Here is a 20,198-nt window from a genome sequence, read left to right as displayed (position 1 = left end):
CGTCAGCCCGGTCGGCGCTGGGGCGCCCGCCGGTAGGCCGCCCGGGCCATCAGGAGCGCACCGCCGACCTGCAGGAAGCCGGTCTCGCCGAGATCCGAGGGGGCGATATGCGCCTGGATCAGCAGCCGTGTCAGCGCGTTCAGCGCGAGCAACGTCAGGCAGAAGGCCGCGGCGGCGAGCAGGCTGGCGACGAACTCGGGCATGATCTCTCTCCCGTGTCGAACGGGGAGAGATTAGCAAGCCGCGCGCCAAGGCCAAGCTGTCGCAGCGTCCGATCTCAGCGCTTGCGTCCGGCGGGTGCGGACGCCGGAGTCCCGGCCTGCGCGGCCGGCGTGGGCCGCGGCGTCTCGACGGCGAGCCGCTTCACCGGCCAGCCGTCGCTCCAGCGCTCCATGTCGGCGAGGCGCGGATTGTTCTTCAGCGCCGTCGCGTCCGATCCGGCGAAGGCCGCCGCGGCGGCGAGGTCGAAGGTCTTCCAGAAACCGAGATAATCGAGTGCGTCGACGCGGGCGAGGTTGATCTGCGAGATCAGGGTCTGCTGCTCGCCGGACAGCGCCATGTCGGCGGACCAGCGGAACGGCGGCGGCTTCGTCGCGTCCTTGGGCGCGTCCTTCGGCTCAGGGCCCGGCTTGATGGCGCCGCCGTCGTAGGCCGTGTCCACGCCGGCCGGGGCCGCCAGGGTCGCCGTCAGGGCCGGGAAGCCGTGATCGTCCGACAGCGCCCGCACGAAGAGCTTGCGCTCCAGCGGCACGGCACTCGCCTCGCGCAGGAGGCGCTTGGCCGCGAGATCGGCGGCCCGCGTGTCCTTGTCGCCGACCATGGTCACGATCAGCGTCGCGGGATCGATCGCCGACAGGTCGGTGAGGGCGATGCCGCGGGATTTCGGCCCGCTGGCGATGCCGCCAGGCATCACCGCGAAGATCAGCTTCGGCACCGGCAGGCCCTGGGCCTTGGCCGCGGCAGCCAGATCCATGGCGAGCGGAGCCCCGGCGAGGTGGCCGATCATCGCGACGCGGCCGAGGTCGGGCTTCGCCTCGCCGTCCGTCGCGATCTCGGCGAGGGCCGCCTTGACGAGGGATTCCGCGATGGCCGGGGCGTCGGCCGGGCGGGTCCGGTTCACCTCCTGAAATCGTGGGTACAAGATGAGCCAGCCCTGGCGGGCGAGATGATCGATCCAGCCGCCGTAGCTCTGCGGATTGACCGCGCCCCACCCGTGCAGGACGATCGCGACCGGCCGGCCCGTCTCGGGGGCCGCGCCCGCGGCGTAGAACGCGTAGGTCGAGGCCGTGCCGCGCCCGAGCAGCCGCTTGGTCACCGTCGCCTTGCGGTCACCCACACCGCCCGCGCCGTCGGCGGGCTGGGCCGGCGGGGTCGCCGCCTGAACGGACGCGAGACCGGCCAGGGTCATGATCGCGGCGGCGGTGAGCGATCCGCGAAGAACTGTGAGACGCATCCGGGACTCGACTGAGAGACGCACTGCGTCGGCAGGTCAGAATGCGCTGAATAGCAGATTCTCTCGTCTTGGCGACCCGCTGGCGCAGTCTCCTGTCAAGGTTCCGCGGCGGAAGCTAGGTCGGGCCGCAGCCCGCGGGACCCGGACGGTCGAGCTGCCGCGCCAGCGCCGCCAATTCCGCCGGCAGGTCGCGATCCGCCGTGCCGTAGACACTGAGCAGCCCCTCCCGGACCGTGTCGAGAACGGCGGATTCCGCCGAATCCCGCGAACCGGGGCGTCGGAGTGAATCGGCGTGGTTGGTTGCGACAATCTTCATGGCGGCGTCGGGGATCGGTTGTACTGCGGAAGTCCGGGCGCGGCGCGCTCCGGAGTGGCGTACAACTGTGCGGCCGCCTCAGGTTTCCAAGCCGGACGGGATTATTTTGCCGCCCGGTCCGATAACGGACGGTCCCGACCCGGCCGAGGGTCGCCCGGCCGCCTGCTCCACCCAGGCGAGGATGTCTTCGGCGCGCCACGGCTTCGGGATGAAGGTCGCCGAGACGCGCAGGTCGCTCGGCTGGTCGCCCGCGTCGCCCGAGGTCAGCAGGACCCGCACGCGCGGCCAAGTCACGCCGATGATCCGCGCGAGCTCGAAGCCGCCGATCGGTCCGGGCGTGCGGACGTCCGAGAAGACGACACTGACCTCGTCGGCGCGATCGTTGAGAATCGCCAGGGCGCGATCGGCGGTCTCGGCCTCGATCACCGTGAAGCCGGTATCCTCCAGCAGCGTGGCCGCGAGGAAGCGCTCGTCGGGCTGGTCCTCCACGACGAGGATCACGGGCTTCTGGCCAGGCTGTACCGAATCGCTCATGGACCAGGACACTCTACAGGGGCTGAACGGCGGTCGCTTCGATCGGTTCAACGCCCGAGCGCCGCGAAGGGCCAGACCCGCGCGGGCACAGATCCTCCTTGGATCCTTGCACGATTGTGAAGTTGTGGCCGTGTCTTGGGTAACACAGCCACCCCGGAACGCGCCCGATCGGGCGTCCTGGGCCGACTATTCAGCCGACGCCGTGCGATTTCAGGAAGGCCAGCGCGCGCTTCCAGCCGTCCTCCGCCGCCTCGCGGCGGTAGCTCGGACGATAATCCGCGTGGAAGCCGTGCGGCGCGTCCGGGTAGACCACGAGTTCGACGCTTTTGCCGGCCGCCCTGGCGCGGTCGCGCGCCTCCTCGACCGCCGCCACGGGGATGCCGGTATCGGCCCCGCCGTAGAGGGCGAGGAGCGGCGCGTGGATCTCGGCCGCCACGTCGCCGGCGGTGCGCGGCTGGATGTCGGTCCGCTCGCCGCCGACCGGCCCGTACCAGGCGACGGCCGCCTTCAGGTCGCGACGATGCGCCGCGTAGAGCCACGTGGCGCGGCCGCCGCGGCACCATCCCATGACGCCGAGGCGGTTCGGGTCACCTTTCGCCGCCGAGGCCGCCCAGGCCACCGTCGCGTCGAGATCGCCGACCCACTGCGCGTCCGGCGTCTTCGCGATGACGTCTCGGATGATCTGCTTCGGATCCGACATGGTCGAGAGGTCGCCCTGGCGAGCGTAGAGCTCGGGGGCCACGGCGCAGTAGCCGGCCTTCGCGAGCCTGCGGCAGATGTCCTTGATGTAGTCGTGGACGCCGAAGATCTCCTCGATCACCAAGACGATGGGGAATGGGCCCACGCCCTCCGGAACCGCGCGGTAGGCCGGCATCGGCCCGTCCGCGGCCGGGATCTTCACCTCGCCGGCCTCGATGCCCGCACTGTCGGTGTGAATCACCTGGGCCTCGACGCGGGTGGTCGCGAGCGTCAGCCCGCTCATCAGGCTCGTCATCACGAAGCCCCGTCGCGACAGGGGCGGCGTGATCAACCCGTCGAGTCCGGCCCGGTCGTGATCCGCCATCGTGCTCTCTCCCTCGTTCCGAGGCTGAGGGCTATCCGCGGGCGGCCGCCCGGGTCAAATCGGCCCCCGTCGCCGGGCCCTCAGGCGCCGGCGGCCGCCAGGGCCCGGACGGGCCGCGGGCTGGCGGCGCGCGCCGGCTCGGCGATCTCGCGGGGCTTCAGCATGTCGCCCAGGCTCACGAAGGTCTCGGCGGCCGGCGAGATCACGGCGCGGATGCCGTAGCCCAGCGCGAAGGAGCGGATCAGCTCGGCGTCCCGCGGGATGCCGAACCGGTCGAGAGCGGCGAGGAACGCCTCGCGGAACAGGCTCGGCCGGCACCAGCGCTTCTCGGCCATCTGCAGCGGCCAGTCCCACAGGCCCTCCGCCCGGCGCGTCGCGAGCGCCGAGCGGGCGATGAAGTAGCCGGTCTGGCGGTGCTCGATTCCGTCCGCCTGCACCGACCAGTCGTCGTTGCCGAACAGTTCGACCTCAGCCGCGTCGCCCATCGGGTCCTCCGCCCTGAACCAGCCTTCCGGCGCACCGGAACATTTCCGGAACACTGGAGCGGAAATCGGCGGTGGTCAAGGCGCTTGTTCCTGGTGCGTTCGCGAATCGCGCGGGCGCGCCTCAGCGGGCCTTGAACATGGCGTGCTCGATCCGGTCGCCCGGGGCGATCCCGAGCTTCGCCGCGGTGCCGGCGTTCAGCTCGAGCACCGCCACGACCGGGCCGCCCGACGGGATGATCGCCGTGGAGAGCGGCTCGGTGTCGGCGGCGATCCGGCTGATCGTCCCGTCGGGCCGGATGAACACCATGTCGAGCGGCAGGTAGGTGTTCTTCATCCACATCGTAACGGGCTGGTTCTGCTCGAAGTCGAACAGCATGCCGTGGTCGGCCGCCATGTGCCGGCGGAACATGAGGCCGCGGGCGCGGGCGGCGTCGTCGCGCATTACCTCGACGTCGAAGCGCTTCGGCCCGGCCTTCGTGACGATCGTCAGCGGCTCCGACTTGGTCGCGGCAGCCCGGGCGGCCGCCTGCGCCACGACGGCGGGCGCCGGGGCGATCGCGGTCAGGGCGAGGCAGGCGATGGCGGCCGCCCGGGCGGTGCGAAGGAGGGATCTCACAGGCTCATGCCTCTCGTGGGATGGCGCGCGGACCGTGAGGCCCGTCGCCCGGTGATAGACCAGGACATGCCGAAGGGGAATCCGGCTCCGGATTTTCCGAGCTTCGACAAGGAGATAGGACGGGGTGTGCCGGGCCGGGGAAACGCGGCCTCAATGGGACGCGGGCATCGTCCCGTCGATCAGCCGCACCTCCGCCGCCATCACGCCCTTCGAGCCGTCGCCGTAGCGCACCAGGACGGACTCGCCGGGCTTCAGCTCGGCGATCCCGTAGCGCCGCAGCGTTTCCATGTGCACGAAGATGTCCGGCGTCCCGTCGCCGCGGGTCAGGAATCCGAACCCGCGCAGGCGGTTGAACCACTTCACGACGGCGGTCTCGAGCCCGCTGGTCGGCGTCACGGTGACGTGCGTGCGCGGCATCGGCAGCTCGGAGGGATGCACCGCCGTCGCCTGATCGAGGGAGATGACCCGGAAGGCCTGCCAGCCGCGGGGCCGCTCGACGGCCTCCACGACGATGCGGGCGCCCTCGCTGGCCGCTTGGTAGCCGTCGCGCCGCAGGCACGTGACGTGGAGCAGGATGTCGGGCGCACCGTCGTCGGGCACGATGAACCCGAAACCCTTGGAGACGTCGAACCACTTGATGCGGCCGGCCACCTCGACGAGGTCGAGCGCCTCATCCTCGTGCTGATCCAGTTCGCCGGTTCGGGCGACAATCCCCCGCTCGGGATTCTCCGGCCCGGATCCGCGTTCGTCAGACATGGCCGAGCAACCTACACCGAATCACGCCGCGCGCTCTCCCGGCAAGATTAACGAAGTCCTGATGTCCGGGAAGCCCATTTGGCCGGCAGAACAGTGACGCCAAGTTGCAATCTTGGCGCAAGGAGGCGGGGCCGCAACAGTCGATCGGTCGCAGGCTCGGGCGAAACCAGCGTTTAAGCGTCGGGGCTGCCGAGGGGTTTTCCGGATGCCGGCTCTCCCTCCCGGCACTCCCGCGCACGCCGCGTCGGCGTTCACGTTTCCGAGAGCCGACGCACCCGCTTCGGGCTCGGTCGGAGCGTCCGTCGCACGGCGCGATGGAAAGGGCGGCCCCGACATGGTTTGGGTGCACCATCATGTCCGTTGACGTCACCCTCGACCGTCCCGTCTCCGCCTCCCCGGTCGCGCCCGCCTCGCAGCGGCGCCGCCTGCCGGTCGTCGACGCGGCGCGGGCGGCCGCCCTGCTGTCGATGGCGAGCTACCACACGCTCTGGGATCTCGGTCACCTGCGGCTGACCGCGGAGAACTACGCGCTGACGCCGACGGGGCGGCACGCCGCCGAGGCGATCGCCGGCACCTTCCTGGTCCTGGTCGGCATCGGCCTCGTGCTGATGAACGGGCGCGGGGTCCGGCTTCGACCGACGCTGCTGCGGCTCGCGCGGATCGGCGGGGCGGCGCTCTTGGTGACCCTCGGCACCTGGGTCATGTTCCCGGACGCCTTCGTGTTCTTCGGCGTGCTCCACTGCATCGCCGTCTCGAGCCTGCTCGGGCTGCCGTTCCTGTTCCTGCCGGTCCCGGTCACCGCCGTCGCGGCCGCGGCCGTGCTCGCCGCGCCGCACGTGGTGCACGCGCCCGTCCTCGACGCGCCGGCCCTGTTCTTCCTCGGCCTCGGCTCGGTGTTGCCGCGGACGAACGACTACGTGCCGCTCTTCCCCTGGTTCGGGCTTGTGCTGGCCGGCATCGTCCTGGGTCGTCTGGCCCTGCCGCGGCTCGCCCGGTCTCGGCTGGGGGCCTGGGCGCCGCGCACGCGGCTCGGCCGCGCCGCCACCTTCGCGGGCCGGCACAGCCTCGCGATCTACCTCATCCACCAGCCGCTGCTGCTGGCGCTGCTGACCGGGCTCGTCACGGAGGTCGGCGCCAATCCGCGTGCCGGGCTGCGGGCGTTCCGCGCCGATTACGTGACGATCTGCGCGCGCACCGGCGGCGAGCCGCCGCTCTGCCGCATCGCGGCCCGCTGCACCTCGGAGGCGCTGCTCCGCGAGGACCTGTTCCGGGAGGATGGCCGTCCCTTCAGCGGGACGGAGCGCCTGCGCGCGCAGGCGATCTCGCAGGGCTGCTACGCCACCCTGGAGGCTGCCACGCGATCCGCGCGCTGAACGCGGCGACCGACCTCGCAGGGTTGGTCGCCGGCGCGGACCGGATCAGTCCTTGGCGCGCTCGACGTAGGATCCGTCGGCCGTCATGACGACGACGCGGGTGCCGGCGGCGATGTGGGGCGGCACGGTCGTGCGCACGCCGTTCGACAGGGTCGCGGGCTTGTAGGAAGACGAGGCGGTCTGGCCCTTCAGGACCGGCTCGGTCTCGGCGACCTCGAGCGTGACACGCTGGGGCAGCTCGATGGTCAGCGGGACGCCGTTATGGACGGAGAGCATCACCGCCATGCCCTCCTGAAGGTACGGGGCGGCGTCGCCGACCACGTCCTGCGGCACCGCGATCTGCTCGTAGTTCTCCGGGTTCATGAAGTGGAACCCCTCGCCGTCGCTGTAGAGGAAGGTGTGCTCGCGATCCTCCACGAAGGCGCGCTCGACCTGCTCGGTCGTCCGGTAGCGCTCGGACACCTTCACGCCGTCCGTGATCCGGCGCATGTCGAGCTGGGTCACCGGGGTGCCCTTGCCGGGGTGGATGTTCTCGGCGAACAGGATCACGTAGAGCTTGCCGTCCTTCTCGACGACGTTGCCCTTACGGAGCGTTGAGGCGATCACCTTCACGGAATTGCGTCCTGCATTGACATGGGGGCCGGCACGCGCCAAGCGCGGGCGCTGCATCTCGGACCCCGCCACTATCGCATCTGCGCCGCGGTTGCCAGCGGGCGGGCGTGGACCGTCGATGGCAACCGGCATCGGCCGCGGCGCGTCTCCGCGGCCCGGAGCCAGTCAGGTCCGAGGATGAGAGTGCTCCAGAACGCGACGCGTCCCGGTCGGAGCCGGCCGGTCCCGATCCGGCGCGGAGGCTGGTCGTGAGCGGACCCGCCTCCCCCTGGTGGTCGGCCGGCCGTCACGCCGACCGGCGCCCGGCGCTGATCCTGCGCAACCGCATCCTCGCGGCGTTCCGCGCGTGGTTCGCGGACCGCGACTTCGTCGAGGCCGAGGCCGCCTGCCTGCAGGTCTCGCCCGGCAACGAGGCGCACCTGTCCGCCTTCGCCACCGAGGCCGTCGGTGCGAGCGGCGCCCGCACGTCCCTCTACCTGCACACCTCGCCGGAATTCGCCTGCAAGAAGCTGCTGGCGGCGGGCGAGCCACGACTGTTCAGCGTCGCCCGGGTGTTCCGAAACCGCGAGCGCGGGCCGCTGCACCATCCCGAGTTCACGATGCTCGAGTGGTACCGGGCCGGCGCCCCCTACACGGCGCTGATGAGGGATTGCGCCGACCTGCTCGCCGGCGCGGCCGAGACCGCCAGCGCCCGCCGCTTCACCTTCCGCGACCGGGAGACGGATCCCTTCGCCGAGCCGGTGCGCCTGACCCTGGCCGAGGCCTTCGACCGCTTCGCCGGGATTGACCTGCTGGCGAGCGTCGCACCGGGCGGCGAGACGGACCGCGAGACTCTGGCCGCCGCCGTCGCGGCCTCCGGCCTCCGGGTCGCCCCGGACGATACCTGGGCCGACCTGTTCTCCCGCGTCCTCGTCGCGCGGATCGAGCCGCATCTCGGCCTCGGCCGCCCGACCATCCTGTGCGAGTACCCGATCAGCGAGGCCGCCCTCGCCCGTCCGGCGCCGCACGACCCGCGGGTGGCCGAGCGGTTCGAGCTCTACGCCTGCGGCGTCGAGCTGGCCAACGCGTTCGGCGAGCTGACCGACCCGGCGGAGCAGCGCCGCCGGTTCGAGGCCGAGATGGCCGAGAAGCAGCGGGTCTACGGCGAGCGCTACCCGATCGACGACGAGTTCCTCGCGGCGCTGGCCGTCATGCCGGAGGCGTCGGGAGTTGCCCTGGGCTTCGACCGCCTGGCGATGCTGGCCTGCGGGGCTACCCGGGTCGAGGACGTGATCTGGACTCCCGTGGCGGAGACGCGGCCATGAACCGGGTCCTGCGCAGCGCGGACGACCTCCTCACCGCCGGCCTGATCTCGGGGGCGGAGGCCGAGGCCCTCGGCGCCGTCCTCGCGCGCTACGCGGTCTCGGTGACGCCCGACATGGCCGAGCTGATCGACCCGCAGGACCCCGACGACCCGATCGGCCGCCAGTTCGTGCCCCGCACCGCGGAAGCCGTGGCGACGCCGGAGGAGCGCGCCGACCCGATCGGCGACGCCGCCCACGCCCCGGTGACGGGGATCGTGCACCGCTACCCGGACCGCGTGCTGCTGAAGCCGCTCCACATCTGCCCGGTCTACTGCCGCTTCTGCTTCCGCCGGGAGATGGTCGGACCCGACGGGCTCGGGACCCTCACCGACGCCGAACTCGACGCCGCCCTCGCCTACATCGCGCAGGATCCGCGGATCTGGGAGGTGGTTCTTACCGGCGGCGACCCGTTCGCGCTCTCGCCGCGCCGCCTCGGCGCCATCGCGGAGCGCCTCGCCGCCATCCCACATGTCCGGGTCATGCGGGTCCACACGCGCGTGCCCGTGGTGAAGCCCGATCTCGTCTCCGACGCCCTCGTCGAAGCGCTCAAGCGGTTCGGGCGCGCGGTCTTCGTCGCCGTCCACGCCAACCATCCGCGGGAATTCACCGCCGCCGCCAGCGCCGCCTGCGCCCGCCTGGTCGATGCCGGCATTCCCCTGGTCAGCCAGTCGGTGCTCCTGCGCGGCGTCAACGACGAGGCCGCGACCCTCGAGGCGCTGATGCGGGTCCTCGTCGAGAACCGGATCAAACCGTACTATCTCCACCACGGCGACTTGGCCCCCGGGACGGCCCACCTGCGCACGGACGTGCCCGAGGGGCAGGCGCTGATGCGCGCCCTGCGCGGCCGCCTCTCCGGCCTCGCCCAGCCGACCTACGTGCTCGACATTCCCGGCGGCCACGGCAAGGTACCGATCGGACCGGGCTACCTGCACGACACCCCCGACGGGGTGCGCGTGACCGATCCGGGCGGGCAGGACCACGCCTACCCGCCGAAGGCGTGACGGAGACTCTTCGATTATGCGCAGGCTTTGGGGCCGCCTCACCTCGGTGAACGTGCAGAAGGCGGTGTGGGGACTCGACGAGACGGGCCTGCCGTATGAGCGGGTCGAGGCCGGCGGCGCCCACGGGGTCGTCGACGACCCCGGCTACCGCGCGATGAACCCGAACGGCCTCGTCCCGACCTTGGAGGAGGACGGCTTCGTCCTGTGGGAATCCAACGCGATCCTCCGCTACCTGGCGGCGGTGAGCCCGGCCCTGGCCCTGCCGGCTGACCCCCGGGCGCGCGCCCACGCGGAGCAGTGGCTCGACTGGCAGGCCACGAGCTTCACGCCGGCCATGCGCGACGCCTTCTGGCAGCTCTACCGCGCGGCCGATCCGGACCGCGGCCTGATCGCCGCATCGCTGAAGAAGAGCGAGGCCATGGCGGAGATCCTCGACCGCCATCTCGCGGACCGGACCTACGCGGTCGGCGACAGCTTCGGCATCGCCGACATCGCCCTCGGCTGCGCGGCGCATCGCTGGCTGAACCTTCCGGCCGAGCGGATCGAGCGCCCGGCGCTGCGGCGCTGGTACGACCGGATCGCCGCCCGGCCCGGCGCCGCCCGGGCGCTCGGCGAGCCCATCGCCTGACGGCCGTCGCGAGCGCCCGGAGCCTTGCCGGCACGCCCGCGCGATCCACCTTCCCGACCGCGCCGCCCGGACCGGGACCGGCCTTTCACGGAGCCCCCGATGGCGATCGACCCGACCCTGCGCGACGCGCTCTCCGCCGTGACACCGGCGAGCCTCGCCCGCGCCCTGGCGCGGGCTGGGGTGAAGGCCTGCACGCCGCACGGGCTCTCGGCGCGGGGGAGCGGAACCGTGGTCGGGCCCGCCTACACGATGCGGATGATCCCGGCCCGCGACGACGCCGCGGGCGATCTCGCCGCGGCCATCGATGCCGTCCCCGAAGGCGCTGTGGTCGTGATCGATGCCGCGGCCTCCGCCCTCGCCCTGCCATTCGGAGCGATCCTGGCGGCACGCCTCGCGCAGCGCGGCGCCGTCGGTCTGATCACCGACGCGGCCCTGCCCGAGGAGATCGGCCTACCCGCCTGGTGCCGGCCGGCCGCGGCCACAGGAGCCCTGGCCCTGGTCGGCACGCAGGAGCGCGTCGCCTGCGGCAGCGCCGCCATCCATCCCGGCGATATCCTGGTCGGCGACTCGAGCGGCCTCGTCGCCGTGCCGGCGGCGCTCGCCGAGCGGGTCGCCCTGGAGGCCGTCGAGCAGCAGCGCCTCGATCTCTGGATCCAGCGCGAGGTCGAGCGCGGCGCCGACCTCGCGAGTCTCCTTCCGCCGGACGCCGCGGCGCTCGCCCGGTTCGAGGCCGAGACGAAGCCGGCCTGAGCACCGTGTTCTTCCCCGTCTCGAAGGTGATCTTCTTCCTGATCACCCCGTCGAACTTCTGCATCTTCGCGATCTTGCTCGGGATCGCCGTCGCGGCGGTGACGCGGTGGCGGAGGGCCGGCCTCGGTCTGGCGCTGCTCGGCACCCTGCTGCTCGGCGCGGCCGGGCTGGCGCCCCTGTCGGACGTGGCCCTGATCCCCCTCGAGCAGCGCTTCCCCGCCTATCCGGATGACGGGCCGGCCCCGGCCGGGATCATCGTGCTGGGCGGCGGCATCGAGACGAGCCTCTCGGAGGCGCGTCGCCAGATCGTCGTCAACGATGCCGGCGAGCGGCCGATCTATCTCGCCGACCTCGCCCGGCGCTACCCGGCGGCGCGGCTGGTCTTCTCCGGCGGCAGCGGCTTCATCGCGGGCGGCATGGCCGAAGCCGACATCGTGAGCCGGCAGGCGGACGTGATCGGCGTGCCGCGGACGCGCCTTATCCTGGAGAACCGCTCGCGCAATACCCACGAGAACGCCGCCTTCTCGGCGGCCCTGGTCCAGCCGAAGCTCGGCGAGCGCTGGCTGCTCGTGACCTCGGCCTGGCACATGCCCCGGGCGGTCGGCTGCTTCCGGCAGGCCGGTTTCACGGTGGACGCGTTCCCGGTGGATTACCGGACCCGAGGCTGGAGCGACGTCGCGCATTTCCACGGCTTCGCGTCGGACGGGCTGCTCCAGTTCGACCTGGCCGTGAAGGAGTGGATCGGCCTCGTCGCCTACCGCCTGTCCGGCTACACGCCGGACTGGCTGCCGGGACCGGATTCCAGGGGAGCTTCCGAGGCCGCATCGGAGGCCGGCAGCGACAGGCGGTAGATCCCGCGGAAATCGTCCGGGTCGACGGGCTTCCCCTTCCGCAGGATCGCGATCCGCCCGGCATGGGCGAGCCGCACCGCGACCCGGCGGACCGGCTGCATCAGCGGGCCCCAGCCGTCCGGGTGCGGGCCGCCGAGGGCGCGGGCGACCTCCGAGGGGCAGACGGTCTTGTCGGCGCCGCGCTCGGCCACGAGGCGCAGCATCGCCGTCTCGATCGCGGCGTCGTCGGGTCGTGGGTCGGTCATGTGCGGGCCTCTTCGGCGGGCGACAGGAGCGGCGCCTCGAGCGGTCCCTCGTGGGGCCCCTCCCCGGCTTCGAGGAGCGCCTTGCGGATCTCCGAGGCAAACTGGCGGCGCCACATGATGATCACGACGGCCGTCGTCGAGACGAACAGCACGTAGGGGCTGATGAACCAGCCGAGATAGGCCAGCGCGAAGAAGAACGCGCGCTGACCGCGGGCGAAGTGCCGCCCGGCGCTGACGTTCATGGCCGCGAGCCGCCGCACAGCCCGCAGCATCTCGACGTCGCTCGTGCCGGACCCCTTGTGCGGCACGGCGCCCAGCAGGATCGCCGTGTAATTGAACAGCCTGTAGGCCCAGGCGAATTTGAAGAACGCGTAGACGAAGATCAGCGCGAGGCCGGCGACCTTCAGCTCCCAGGTCAGGCGATTGGCCACCGTCCCGAAGGGCAGCGTGGCGAACATATTCAGGACGTCGTCCCCGGAGCGCGACAGGGTCAGGACGGAACCCAGCGCGATGAGCGAGGTCGAGGCGAAGAAGGCCGTGCCGTTCTGCAGCGACGCGTTGATCTGCGTGTCGACCACCCGGTTGTCGCGGCCGATGACCTGGCGCGCCCAGTTGGCCCGGTGGCCGTTCATGATCTGGCTGAGGGAGACCATCCTGCCGCGCAGCCGGCCGACGGACAGGCCGTAGGCGATCCAGGCGAGGACGAAGTAGAGCAGCGCCGCGAGATCGAGATGCGAGAAGGCGGCGCTGCCGGCGGACAGGTCGGTCATGGTCTCCGGATGGCGGATACGCGAAGGGGCCGTCCGCCATACCAGTCCGCGGGCGCGCGCTGAACCCGCGGCGGCGATCTCAGTCGCGCAGGATCCGGAATTCGCCGCCGCGCGGCACGTCGCCGCCGTCCCGCGCGGCCACGTCGGTCACGCGCGCACCCGGCGGACCCGACCGGCACAGGGCCGCCATCTCCGCCACGGCCTCCGGCGCGCCGCTGAAGACCGCCTCGACCGTGCCGTCGTCGCGGTTGCGCACGGAACCGGCGAGGCCGCGGGCGCGGGCCTCGGACTGCGTCCAGGCCCGGTAGGACACGCCCTGGACGCGACCGGTGACGATGACGGAGATCGTCCGGGTCTCGCTCATGCGGGCGCGGTCTCGCCTGGATGGGCCCGCGCCGGCGGCGCGGGCCGGGAGGGCCTCACTCGGCCGCGATCGGGCGACGCATGCCGGCGCCGAGGGCCGGGGTCCGCGTCGCGCCGGTGCGGACATGCGTGGAGTAGAGCATCAGGCCCGTGAAGGCGATGCCGCCCACGATGTTCCCGATCAGCGTCGGGATCTCGTTCCAGAGCAGGTAGTCCATCACCGTGAGGTGGCCGCCCATGAGGATCGCCGACGGGAACAGGAACATGTTCACCACCGAGTGCTCGAAGGTCATGAAGAAGAACACCGTGATCGGCATCCACATCGCGATGACCTTGCCGGGCACCGAGGTCGACAGCATGGCGCCGATGACGCCGGTCGAGACCATCCAGTTGCACAGCATGGCGCGGACGAAGAGCGTCAGCATCCCCGAGGCGCCGTACTTCTCGTAGCCGAGGGTGCGCGCCTCGCCGATCCCGGCGATGAGCTTGCCGACGGCGTTCGGCTCGGTGGCGAAGCCGAAGGTGAAGACGATCGACATCATCACCGCGGTGGTCAGGGCGCCCGCGAAGTTGCCGAAGAAGACCAGCACCCAATTGCGGGCGACGCCGGCCACGGTGACGCCGGGGCGCTTGTCGATGAGGGCGAGCGGCGTGAGCACGCAGACGCCGGTGAACAGGTCGTAGCCGAGCAGGTACAGCATCGAGAAGCCGACCGGGAACAGCAGCGCCGCGACCAGCGGCTGGCCGGTCGCCTGGTTGACGCTCACCGCGAAGGCGGCGGCGAGCGCCAGGATCGCGCCGGCCATGTAGGCTCGGATGAACGTGTCCTTGGTAGCCATGAAGACCTTCGCCTCACCGGCATCGACGGCCTTCTTCACGAAATCGGCGGGCGCCAGATACGACATGCACAACTCTCCCTCGCGAACGCACGCCGATCGTCGTTGACCGACGGGCGCGCCGCGCAATCACGGATGGCCGGACGGGCGCGGTGCTGCCGCTCGCCCTCCAGCTCGCTCGTGGGCAAGCATGTCGCGTACCAACTGCGCGACGCTCAGGCGGGCAGGCCGCGGGCCCAGGTGCCGAGTTCCCGAAGATAGGCGGGCGGCAGCTGCGCCGCGCGCGCCGCCGCGACGACCGCCTCCAGGTACCCGGGCCTCGGACGGCCGGGCGCCGTCGAGCATCCGCGATAGATCAGGGCGCGCTTGACGCCCTCCCCGGTGCGGACCGGCAGCGCCGCCTTGGTGTAGAGACCCCCGGCGACACCCTCGTAGCGGTCGAGGGCCGGGATGTCGTCGGGAGCGAGTTCCCACAGGACGCCCCAGACGGTGCGCCTTCGATCGGGCACGACGGACGCGTAGCCCTCGCGCATGATGATGAAGCGGTGGTTCGGCAGATGTCCGCCGCCGATCAGCCGCGAAACCGGGCAGCGCAGCGCCATCGCGGCGGCATCCATGTTGGCGCCGTAGGCGAAATAGAGGGGCATGCCGGAGCTGTGGGAGCCTACTCGCCCGCTGGGGGATCGAGGCGCCGCGCGGCCCGCTCGTTCGCGCGCACGGCCGCGTAGGCGATCGCCAGCGTGATCGCCGGAATGCCAAACGTTACGAAGATCCAGTCGTAGTTCACGGCTTCAGGCTCCGGGGGGCACGCCTCGCACCGTAATGTAGTGCGCAGCCGGTCCCCAGCCGAACGAGCGTGAAGATCGCGTTCTCGACGCGCAGCGCCGGTGCACTCGGCACACCGAAGCTCGCGGCCGTCATCGGCGTGACGAAGCCGATGACGACGTAGGCAACCGCGATGTTGTTCAGCGCCGTCGCCAGCAGCTTGGTCTGCTCGTTGTGAACCGCAGTCACGGCCGCGAGCGCGACGCATGCCCCGCGATCAGGCGAATTCCAGGATCACCGCGTCGACCGCGAGGCTGTCGCCCTCCTTGGCGTGGATCTTCCCCACCGTAGCGTCGCGCTCGGCGCGGAGGACGTTCTCCATCTTCATGGCCTCGACGACCGCGATCGGCTCGCCGTTCTTCACCTCCTGGCCCTCGGTGACGAGGATCTGCTTCACGAGGCCGGGCATCGGGCAGAGCACCTGCTTGCCCGAGCCGGCCTGCTCCTTCACCGGCATCAGGGCGGCGAGCTCCGCCTCGCGGCGGGTGTAGACCCGGGCCTCGGCGGCCGCGCCGGCGTGCTGCAGGAACACGCCGTTGAGCAGGCTGCGCACCTGGATCGCCACGCGCTCCGAGCCGATCGTGCCGATCCAGACCGGCTCGCCCGGGCGCCAGGCGCTCGCCACCGTGAGCGCCGTGCCGTCGTCGCGGGTGACGAGGATGTCCTCGCCCTCCGGCTCGACCGTCACCGGGAAGGATTGACCCGCCAGGATCACCACGCGCTCACGCTCGAAGGCGAAAAGGCCGGGCGCGCGCATCTGCCCGGAGATGCCGCGCTTGCGCTGGTTGAGCTTGTGGTCGATCGCCGCCGCCGCCGCCATCATGCGGATCGCCACCGGGCCGGCGGGCTCCGGAGCCGTGAAACCCTCGGGGAATTCCTCGGCGATGAAGCCTGTGGACAGCCGACCCTCCTGCCAGCGCGGATGGGCCATCAGCGCCGAGAGGAACGGAATGTTGTGGCGGATGCCGTCGATGGCGAAGGCGTCGAGGGCCTCGCCCTGCGCGGCGATCGCCTCGGCCCGGGTCGGCGCCCAGGAGACCAGCTTGGCGATCATCGGGTCGTAGTGGATGGCGATCTCGCCGCCCTCCTCCACGCCGGTATCGTTGCGGATGATCGCCGTGCCCTGCTGGCCCTCCTCCGGCGGACGGTAGGTGGTCAGCCGGCCGATCGAAGGCAGGAAGTTGCGGGTCGGGTCCTCGGCGTAGACGCGGCTCTCGACCGCCCAGCCGTTCAGCTTCACGTCGTCCTGGGTGATCGGCAGCTTCTCGCCGGCCGCGACGCGGATCATCAGCTCGACGAGGTCGAGGCCGGTGATCATCTCGGTGACCGGATGCTCGACCTGCAGACGGGTGTTCATCTCCAGGAAGTAGAAGGACTTGTCCTGCCCGGCGACGAACTCGACCGTGCCGGCCGAATCGTAGTTCACCGCCTTGGCGAGCGCGACGGCCTGCTCGCCCATCTTGCGGCGGGTCTTCTTGTCGAGGAGCGGTGACGGCGCCTCCTCGATCACTTTCTGGTTACGGCGCTGGATCGAGCACTCGCGCTCGCCGAGGTAGACGACGTTGCCGTGCTTGTCGCCGATCAGCTGGATCTCGATGTGGCGCGGGTCGGTGATGAACTTCTCGATGAAGACGCGGTCGTCGCCGAAGGAGGAGGCCGCCTCCGACTTGGCGCGGGCGAAGCCCTCCGCCACTTCCTCGCCCGAGTAGGCGATGCGCATCCCCTTGCCGCCGCCGCCCGCGGAGGCCTTGATCATCACCGGGTAACCGATCTCGTCGGCGATCTTCCTGGCGTGCTCGGGTGATTCGATCACGCCGAGGAAGCCCGGAACCGTCGAGACCTCGGCGGCGGCGGCCGCCTTCTTCGACTCGATCTTATCGCCCATGGCGGCGATGGCCCCCGGGTTGGGGCCGATGAACACGATGCCGGCGGCCTCGAGCGCCTTCGGGAAGGCCTCGCGCTCGGAGAGGAAGCCGTATCCCGGATGGACGGCCTGGGCGCCGGTCTTCTTGCAGGCCTCGACGATCTTCTCGATCACGAGGTACGATTCGGAGGCGGCAGCGGGCCCGATATGCACGGCCTCGTCGGCCATGGCGACGTGCACGGCGTCGCGATCGGCATCCGAGTAGACCGCTACGGTCTTGATGCCCATCCTCCGGGCCGTCTTGATCACCCGGCAGGCGATCTCACCCCGGTTGGCAATCAGGATCTTGTCGAACATCGCTGGCGCACTGCTTTCGAGATCGCCGGATTGCGCACCGGCTTGACTGTCCCGATAGATCAGTTGCGCCGCGGACGGAAGCTGCGCCTTGGTCTGAGGCTCAGGCGGCCAGGGCGAAGGTCATGCGCGGGGCCTGGACCGTGTCGCGGGCGCGACGGTTGGCCTCGAGGGCGAAGGCCACCAGTGATTCGGCGCTGCTCTCGGCCTCGCGGACGACTTCCATGGCGATCCGGGCACCCACCGCGCTCGGGCCGTCGCGGCCGCTGAGCGAGGCGGCGAGCCACGCGGCGACGTCGCGGTCGATGTAGCCGGTCGGGCGCGAGCCCCACACGGCGAAGTCGACGACCGAGGCGACCAGGAAGTCGGCGAAGGCGTCGGAACCGATCACCGCCCGCTCGAGGGCAATCAGGAGGTCGGCCTCCTCGCGGTTCATGAGGCCGTCCGGGAGAACCTCGCGCTTCAGGACGAGCAGGTCCTCGTCGCTGATCGTGCCGGCCGAGACAGCATGGTTGCAGAACTGTTGAACGGAAATGGTGGTCATGATCGCCTGCCTCCCCGACCTTTGTTGCGGTCGGCTCTAGTCCCTGTGTGTCTTCAACTTACGGGACCGCTCCCCTTCCAGAGGTTAATGGCGAGATCTGAACGGAAGTTCAGGTAAACACCCCCCGAGCAAGCAGGCTTATTGGGACGTTGACCGGTTGCGTTACCGGACGATGACCGTGGCTCCCACGGGCACCCGGTTGTAGAGGTCGACCACGTCGATGTTGCGCATTCGGATGCAGCCCGAGGAGACCGCCTGGCCGATCTTCTCGGGCTCGTTCGTGCCGTGGATCCGGTAGAGCGTGTCCCGACCGCGATCCGACAGGTACAGGGCGCGGGCGCCGAGCGGGTTCATCGGGCCGCCCTGCATGGCGTGGACGTGCGGCCAGCGCCGGATCATCTCGGCCGGCGGGTTCCAGGCCGGCCACTCCGCCTTGCGGTCGATCCGGGCCGTGCCGGTCCAGCCATACGCCTCGTCGCCCACCGACACGCCGTAGCGCATCGCCCAGCCGTTCGGCAGGACGAGGTAGAGCTGGCGCTCCTTGGTCTCGACGACGATCGTGCCGGGCGCTTCCCGGGTCGGGTCGGCGATCTCGTAGCGGGCGAAGTGCGGATCGAACTCGGCCTCGGGCACCAGGGCCATGTACTCGGCGTCGCGGGCCGAGAGCGCCGGATCGGGCACGCCCTTGAAGGTGCAGCCCGCCAGCAGCAGGGCGCAGCCGAGTCCCGAGATGATGCGCATATCCCCGCCTCGAAGGTCGTCGCGACCGCGGACGGGGCGCGCGGATCGCCGATCCGGGTCCGTCCCGTGGAAGAATCACGCAACCATAAGGGGGCAACGGCACCCCGCCGTAGTCCGCGCGTTGGGCCCGTGGCACATTGCCGGCTCCTGTTGCCGGTGCGCGACAGGCGAGCATCCCGGGAGCGACCCTCGTGACCACCCTCTACGTGAGCCATCCCGCCAGCTTCGATCACGAGGTCCCCGAGGGGCATCCGGAGCGACCGGCCCGGATGCGCGCGGTGGAGCGGGCCCTGGAGGACGAGCGCTTCGCGGGCCTCGTGCGGGCCACGGCGCCCCGGGGCGAGATCGAGGCCGTCACCCTCGCGCACCCGCGCGAGTACGTGGACGCGCTGGTGGCGGCGGTGCCCGAGCACGGCATGGTCGGCATCGATTCCGACACGATCCTGTCGGCGGGCAGCCTCGAGGCGACGCTGCGGGCCGTGGGCGGCGGGATGCACGCCGTCGACGCCGTCGTCGGCGGCGAGTGCCGCAACGCCTTCGTGGCCATGCGCCCGCCCGGCCACCACGCGGAGCGGACCCGCGCGATGGGCTTCTGCCTGTTCAACCACGCCGCCATCGCGGCGCTGCACGCCCGGAAGAAGCACGGCGCCGAGCGGGTGGCGCTCGTGGACTGGGACGTCCACCACGGCAACGGCAGCCAGGACATCTTCTGGAACGACGCCTCTGTGCTCTACTGCTCGACCCACCAGATGCCGCTCTACCCGGGAACCGGATCGCCGTCCGAGCGGGGCGAGAAGGACACGATCGTCAACGTGCCGCTGCGGCCGAACGACGACGGCGAGGTGTTCCGCGAGGCGTTCGAGACCGGCATCCTCTCCCGCCTGGAGGCGTTCCGGCCGGACGTGATCGTGATCTCCGCCGGCTTCGACGCGCACCGGCTGGACCCGCTCGCCAACCTGCGGCTGGAGGCCGAGGATTTCGGCTGGGCGACCCGCCGCCTGATGGACCTGGCCGAGCGCTGCGCGGGCGGCCGGGTCGTCTCGATCCTCGAGGGCGGCTACAGCCTCGAGGGCCTCGGCAAGTCGGTGGCCGCCCACGTCGACGCGCTGATGGGCCGCTGACGGCGGCTGCATTGCGGTCGTCCGGCGGCACGCGATAATCGGCGTCTCGGAGGAGATCGCCGCCATGCCGCCACGGAGCCGTCTGGGCCCACCCCTGCGGAGCATTCCCGTCCCGGCCGCGGGCACCGCTCGATGACGCTCGCGGGCTTCCTGACCTACGCGCTGGCCCTCGGGGTCGCTGCCGCGATCCCCGGGCCCGGCGTCGTCGCCCTCGTCGCCCGGGCCCTGGGCGCGGGTTTCGGCGCCGCGATGGCCTTCTCGCTCGGCCTGATCCTCGGCGACCTGACCTATCTCGCCGCCGCGATCTTCGGCCTGTCGCTGATCGCGGAGGCGCTCGGGGCGGTCTTCGTCGTCGTCCGCTACGGCGCGTCGCTCTACCTGGCCTACCTGGCGTTCCGGCTCTGGCGCGCGGCCGGAGCCGCAGCCCGGGTCGAGGGGGAATCGCGGGACCGGCCGTGGACCAGCTTCGTCGCCGGGCTGACCATCACCTTGGGCAATCCGAAGACGATCGTCTTCTACCTCGCGATCCTGCCGACGCTCGTCGATCTGCGGGGCGTGACGGCGGCGGATTGCGTCAGCCTCGTCGTCATCACGGCCGCGATCCTCTTCGCCGTGATGACGCCCTACGCGGCGCTGGCGGCGCGGGCGCGCGAGTCTCTCCGGCGGCCGGCCTTTCGCGCGCGGCTGAACCGTGGCGCCGCGGCGATCATGGCCGGCGCGGCGGTCTGGACCGTCCTGCGCCGCGCCTGACTGG

27 protein-coding genes are annotated in these 20,198 nt (G+C 71.3%); 8 read left to right on the top strand and 19 right to left on the bottom strand.

Annotation, left to right across the window (positions count from 1 at the left end):
* Positions 1-2 precede the first annotated feature (2 nt).
* The 8 genes from BMY19_RS06825 to BMY19_RS06790 form a co-directional block, all read right to left on the bottom strand.
* Positions 3-203: a hypothetical protein gene (locus tag BMY19_RS06825; RefSeq protein WP_020092076.1), complete on the bottom strand. Its 201-nt coding sequence runs from the start codon at positions 201-203 to the stop codon at positions 3-5.
* A 74-nt stretch (positions 204-277) separates the two neighbouring features.
* Positions 278-1,453 carry an alpha/beta hydrolase gene (locus BMY19_RS06820; protein ID WP_100251256.1) on the bottom strand — a complete coding sequence of 392 codons (1,176 nt, stop codon included), beginning with the start codon at positions 1,451-1,453 and terminating at the stop codon, positions 278-280.
* Positions 1,454-1,568: 115 nt separating this feature from the next.
* Positions 1,569-1,769 carry a hypothetical protein gene (locus BMY19_RS06815; protein ID WP_020092074.1) on the bottom strand — a complete coding sequence of 67 codons (201 nt, stop codon included), beginning with the start codon at positions 1,767-1,769 and terminating at the stop codon, positions 1,569-1,571.
* Between the two features lie 78 nt (positions 1,770-1,847).
* A complete protein-coding gene (locus BMY19_RS06810) occupies positions 1,848-2,303 on the bottom strand; it encodes a response regulator (RefSeq protein ID WP_042675510.1) in 456 nt (151 codons plus the stop codon).
* Positions 2,304-2,493: 190 nt separating this feature from the next.
* A complete protein-coding gene (locus tag BMY19_RS06805; protein WP_100251255.1) occupies positions 2,494-3,366 on the bottom strand; it encodes a dienelactone hydrolase family protein in 873 nt (290 codons plus the stop codon).
* Between the two features lie 80 nt (positions 3,367-3,446).
* Positions 3,447-3,851 (bottom strand): hypothetical protein, encoded by a 405-nt coding sequence (locus tag BMY19_RS06800; RefSeq protein WP_020092071.1) that lies wholly within the window; start codon positions 3,849-3,851, stop codon positions 3,447-3,449.
* Positions 3,852-3,972: 121 nt separating this feature from the next.
* Entirely contained in the window at positions 3,973-4,407 is a 435-nt protein-coding gene (locus BMY19_RS06795) for a DUF192 domain-containing protein (RefSeq protein WP_081636457.1), read from the bottom strand.
* Between the two features lie 210 nt (positions 4,408-4,617).
* A complete protein-coding gene (locus BMY19_RS06790) occupies positions 4,618-5,223 on the bottom strand; it encodes a cold-shock protein (RefSeq protein WP_056528802.1) in 606 nt (201 codons plus the stop codon).
* A 353-nt stretch (positions 5,224-5,576) separates the two neighbouring features.
* Between BMY19_RS06790 and BMY19_RS06785 the strand changes: the two genes are divergently transcribed.
* Positions 5,577-6,596, top strand: coding sequence for a heparan-alpha-glucosaminide N-acetyltransferase (locus BMY19_RS06785; protein ID WP_100251253.1), 1,020 nt, complete (start codon positions 5,577-5,579; stop codon positions 6,594-6,596).
* 45 nt (positions 6,597-6,641) lie between these two features.
* On the opposite strand, the gene efp is transcribed toward BMY19_RS06785, so the two are convergent.
* Positions 6,642-7,265, bottom strand: a complete 624-nt coding sequence (efp, locus tag BMY19_RS06780; protein WP_199778764.1) for an elongation factor P — start codon at positions 7,263-7,265, stop codon at positions 6,642-6,644.
* A 191-nt stretch (positions 7,266-7,456) separates the two neighbouring features.
* Between efp and epmA the strand changes: the two genes are divergently transcribed.
* The 5 genes from epmA (at position 7,457) to BMY19_RS06755 (ending at position 11,781) form a co-directional block, all read left to right on the top strand.
* The gene (gene epmA / locus BMY19_RS06775) at positions 7,457-8,512 is read left to right on the top strand and encodes an EF-P lysine aminoacylase EpmA (protein WP_100251252.1); all 1,056 of its coding nucleotides are present in this window, start codon (positions 7,457-7,459) and stop codon (positions 8,510-8,512) included.
* Positions 8,509-9,552, top strand: coding sequence for a lysine-2,3-aminomutase-like protein (locus tag BMY19_RS06770; RefSeq protein ID WP_100251251.1), 1,044 nt, complete (start codon positions 8,509-8,511; stop codon positions 9,550-9,552). The genes epmA and BMY19_RS06770 overlap by 4 nt, the downstream gene beginning before the upstream one ends.
* Before the next feature lie 16 nt (positions 9,553-9,568).
* Positions 9,569-10,180, top strand: coding sequence for a glutathione S-transferase family protein (locus BMY19_RS06765; protein ID WP_042675274.1), 612 nt, complete (start codon positions 9,569-9,571; stop codon positions 10,178-10,180).
* A gap of 99 nt (positions 10,181-10,279) precedes the next feature.
* On the top strand, positions 10,280-10,930 hold the full coding sequence (locus BMY19_RS06760; protein ID WP_100251250.1) for an RraA family protein: 651 nt from the start codon (positions 10,280-10,282) through the stop codon (positions 10,928-10,930).
* A gap of 5 nt (positions 10,931-10,935) precedes the next feature.
* Positions 10,936-11,781, top strand: coding sequence for a YdcF family protein (locus BMY19_RS06755; protein ID WP_100251249.1), 846 nt, complete (start codon positions 10,936-10,938; stop codon positions 11,779-11,781).
* Here the strand turns inward: BMY19_RS06755 and BMY19_RS06750 are convergent.
* From BMY19_RS06750 to BMY19_RS06710, 10 genes are all read right to left on the bottom strand, one after another.
* Positions 11,700-12,026 (bottom strand): DUF3253 domain-containing protein, encoded by a 327-nt coding sequence (locus tag BMY19_RS06750; RefSeq protein ID WP_056528788.1) that lies wholly within the window; start codon positions 12,024-12,026, stop codon positions 11,700-11,702. The two genes, BMY19_RS06755 and BMY19_RS06750, sit on opposite strands and share 82 nt — an antisense overlap.
* Positions 12,023-12,796 carry a DUF599 domain-containing protein gene (locus tag BMY19_RS06745; RefSeq protein WP_091676820.1) on the bottom strand — a complete coding sequence of 258 codons (774 nt, stop codon included), beginning with the start codon at positions 12,794-12,796 and terminating at the stop codon, positions 12,023-12,025. The genes BMY19_RS06750 and BMY19_RS06745 overlap by 4 nt, the downstream gene beginning before the upstream one ends.
* A 79-nt stretch (positions 12,797-12,875) precedes the next feature.
* Complete coding sequence (locus BMY19_RS06740; RefSeq protein WP_091676823.1) at positions 12,876-13,160, bottom strand: acylphosphatase; 285 nt, start codon at positions 13,158-13,160, stop codon at positions 12,876-12,878.
* 55 nt (positions 13,161-13,215) lie between these two features.
* Positions 13,216-14,064 carry a formate/nitrite transporter family protein gene (locus tag BMY19_RS06735; RefSeq protein ID WP_020092058.1) on the bottom strand — a complete coding sequence of 283 codons (849 nt, stop codon included), beginning with the start codon at positions 14,062-14,064 and terminating at the stop codon, positions 13,216-13,218.
* 146 nt (positions 14,065-14,210) lie between these two features.
* A complete protein-coding gene (locus BMY19_RS06730) occupies positions 14,211-14,642 on the bottom strand; it encodes a gamma-glutamylcyclotransferase family protein (protein WP_091676826.1) in 432 nt (143 codons plus the stop codon).
* A gap of 17 nt (positions 14,643-14,659) precedes the next feature.
* Positions 14,660-14,782 carry a hypothetical protein gene (locus tag BMY19_RS31595; RefSeq protein WP_273564484.1) on the bottom strand — a complete coding sequence of 41 codons (123 nt, stop codon included), beginning with the start codon at positions 14,780-14,782 and terminating at the stop codon, positions 14,660-14,662.
* Positions 14,779-15,009, bottom strand: coding sequence for a hypothetical protein (locus BMY19_RS06725; RefSeq protein WP_100251248.1), 231 nt, complete (start codon positions 15,007-15,009; stop codon positions 14,779-14,781). The genes BMY19_RS31595 and BMY19_RS06725 overlap by 4 nt, the downstream gene beginning before the upstream one ends.
* A 28-nt stretch (positions 15,010-15,037) precedes the next feature.
* On the bottom strand, positions 15,038-17,041 hold the full coding sequence (locus tag BMY19_RS06720; protein WP_020092055.1) for an acetyl-CoA carboxylase biotin carboxylase subunit: 2,004 nt from the start codon (positions 17,039-17,041) through the stop codon (positions 15,038-15,040).
* A 100-nt stretch (positions 17,042-17,141) separates the two neighbouring features.
* Positions 17,142-17,582 carry a hypothetical protein gene (locus BMY19_RS06715; RefSeq protein ID WP_020092054.1) on the bottom strand — a complete coding sequence of 147 codons (441 nt, stop codon included), beginning with the start codon at positions 17,580-17,582 and terminating at the stop codon, positions 17,142-17,144.
* A 162-nt stretch (positions 17,583-17,744) separates the two neighbouring features.
* Positions 17,745-18,323, bottom strand: coding sequence for a L,D-transpeptidase (locus tag BMY19_RS06710; RefSeq protein ID WP_100251247.1), 579 nt, complete (start codon positions 18,321-18,323; stop codon positions 17,745-17,747).
* Between the two features lie 191 nt (positions 18,324-18,514).
* Between BMY19_RS06710 and BMY19_RS06705 the strand changes: the two genes are divergently transcribed.
* Entirely contained in the window at positions 18,515-19,444 is a 930-nt protein-coding gene (locus tag BMY19_RS06705; RefSeq protein WP_020092052.1) for a histone deacetylase family protein, read from the top strand.
* Positions 19,445-19,576: 132 nt separating this feature from the next.
* Positions 19,577-20,194, top strand: a complete 618-nt coding sequence (locus tag BMY19_RS06700; protein WP_100251246.1) for a LysE family translocator — start codon at positions 19,577-19,579, stop codon at positions 20,192-20,194.
* Positions 20,195-20,198: the final 4 nt, after the last annotated feature.

It is taken from the genome of Methylobacterium sp. UNC300MFChir4.1 (genome assembly GCF_900110155.1).
In the GTDB taxonomy this organism is placed as follows: Bacteria; Pseudomonadota; Alphaproteobacteria; order Rhizobiales; family Beijerinckiaceae; genus Methylobacterium.
The sequence above is the reverse complement of the archived record's forward strand: the minus strand, read 5'-3'. Positions and strand labels throughout refer to the sequence as shown.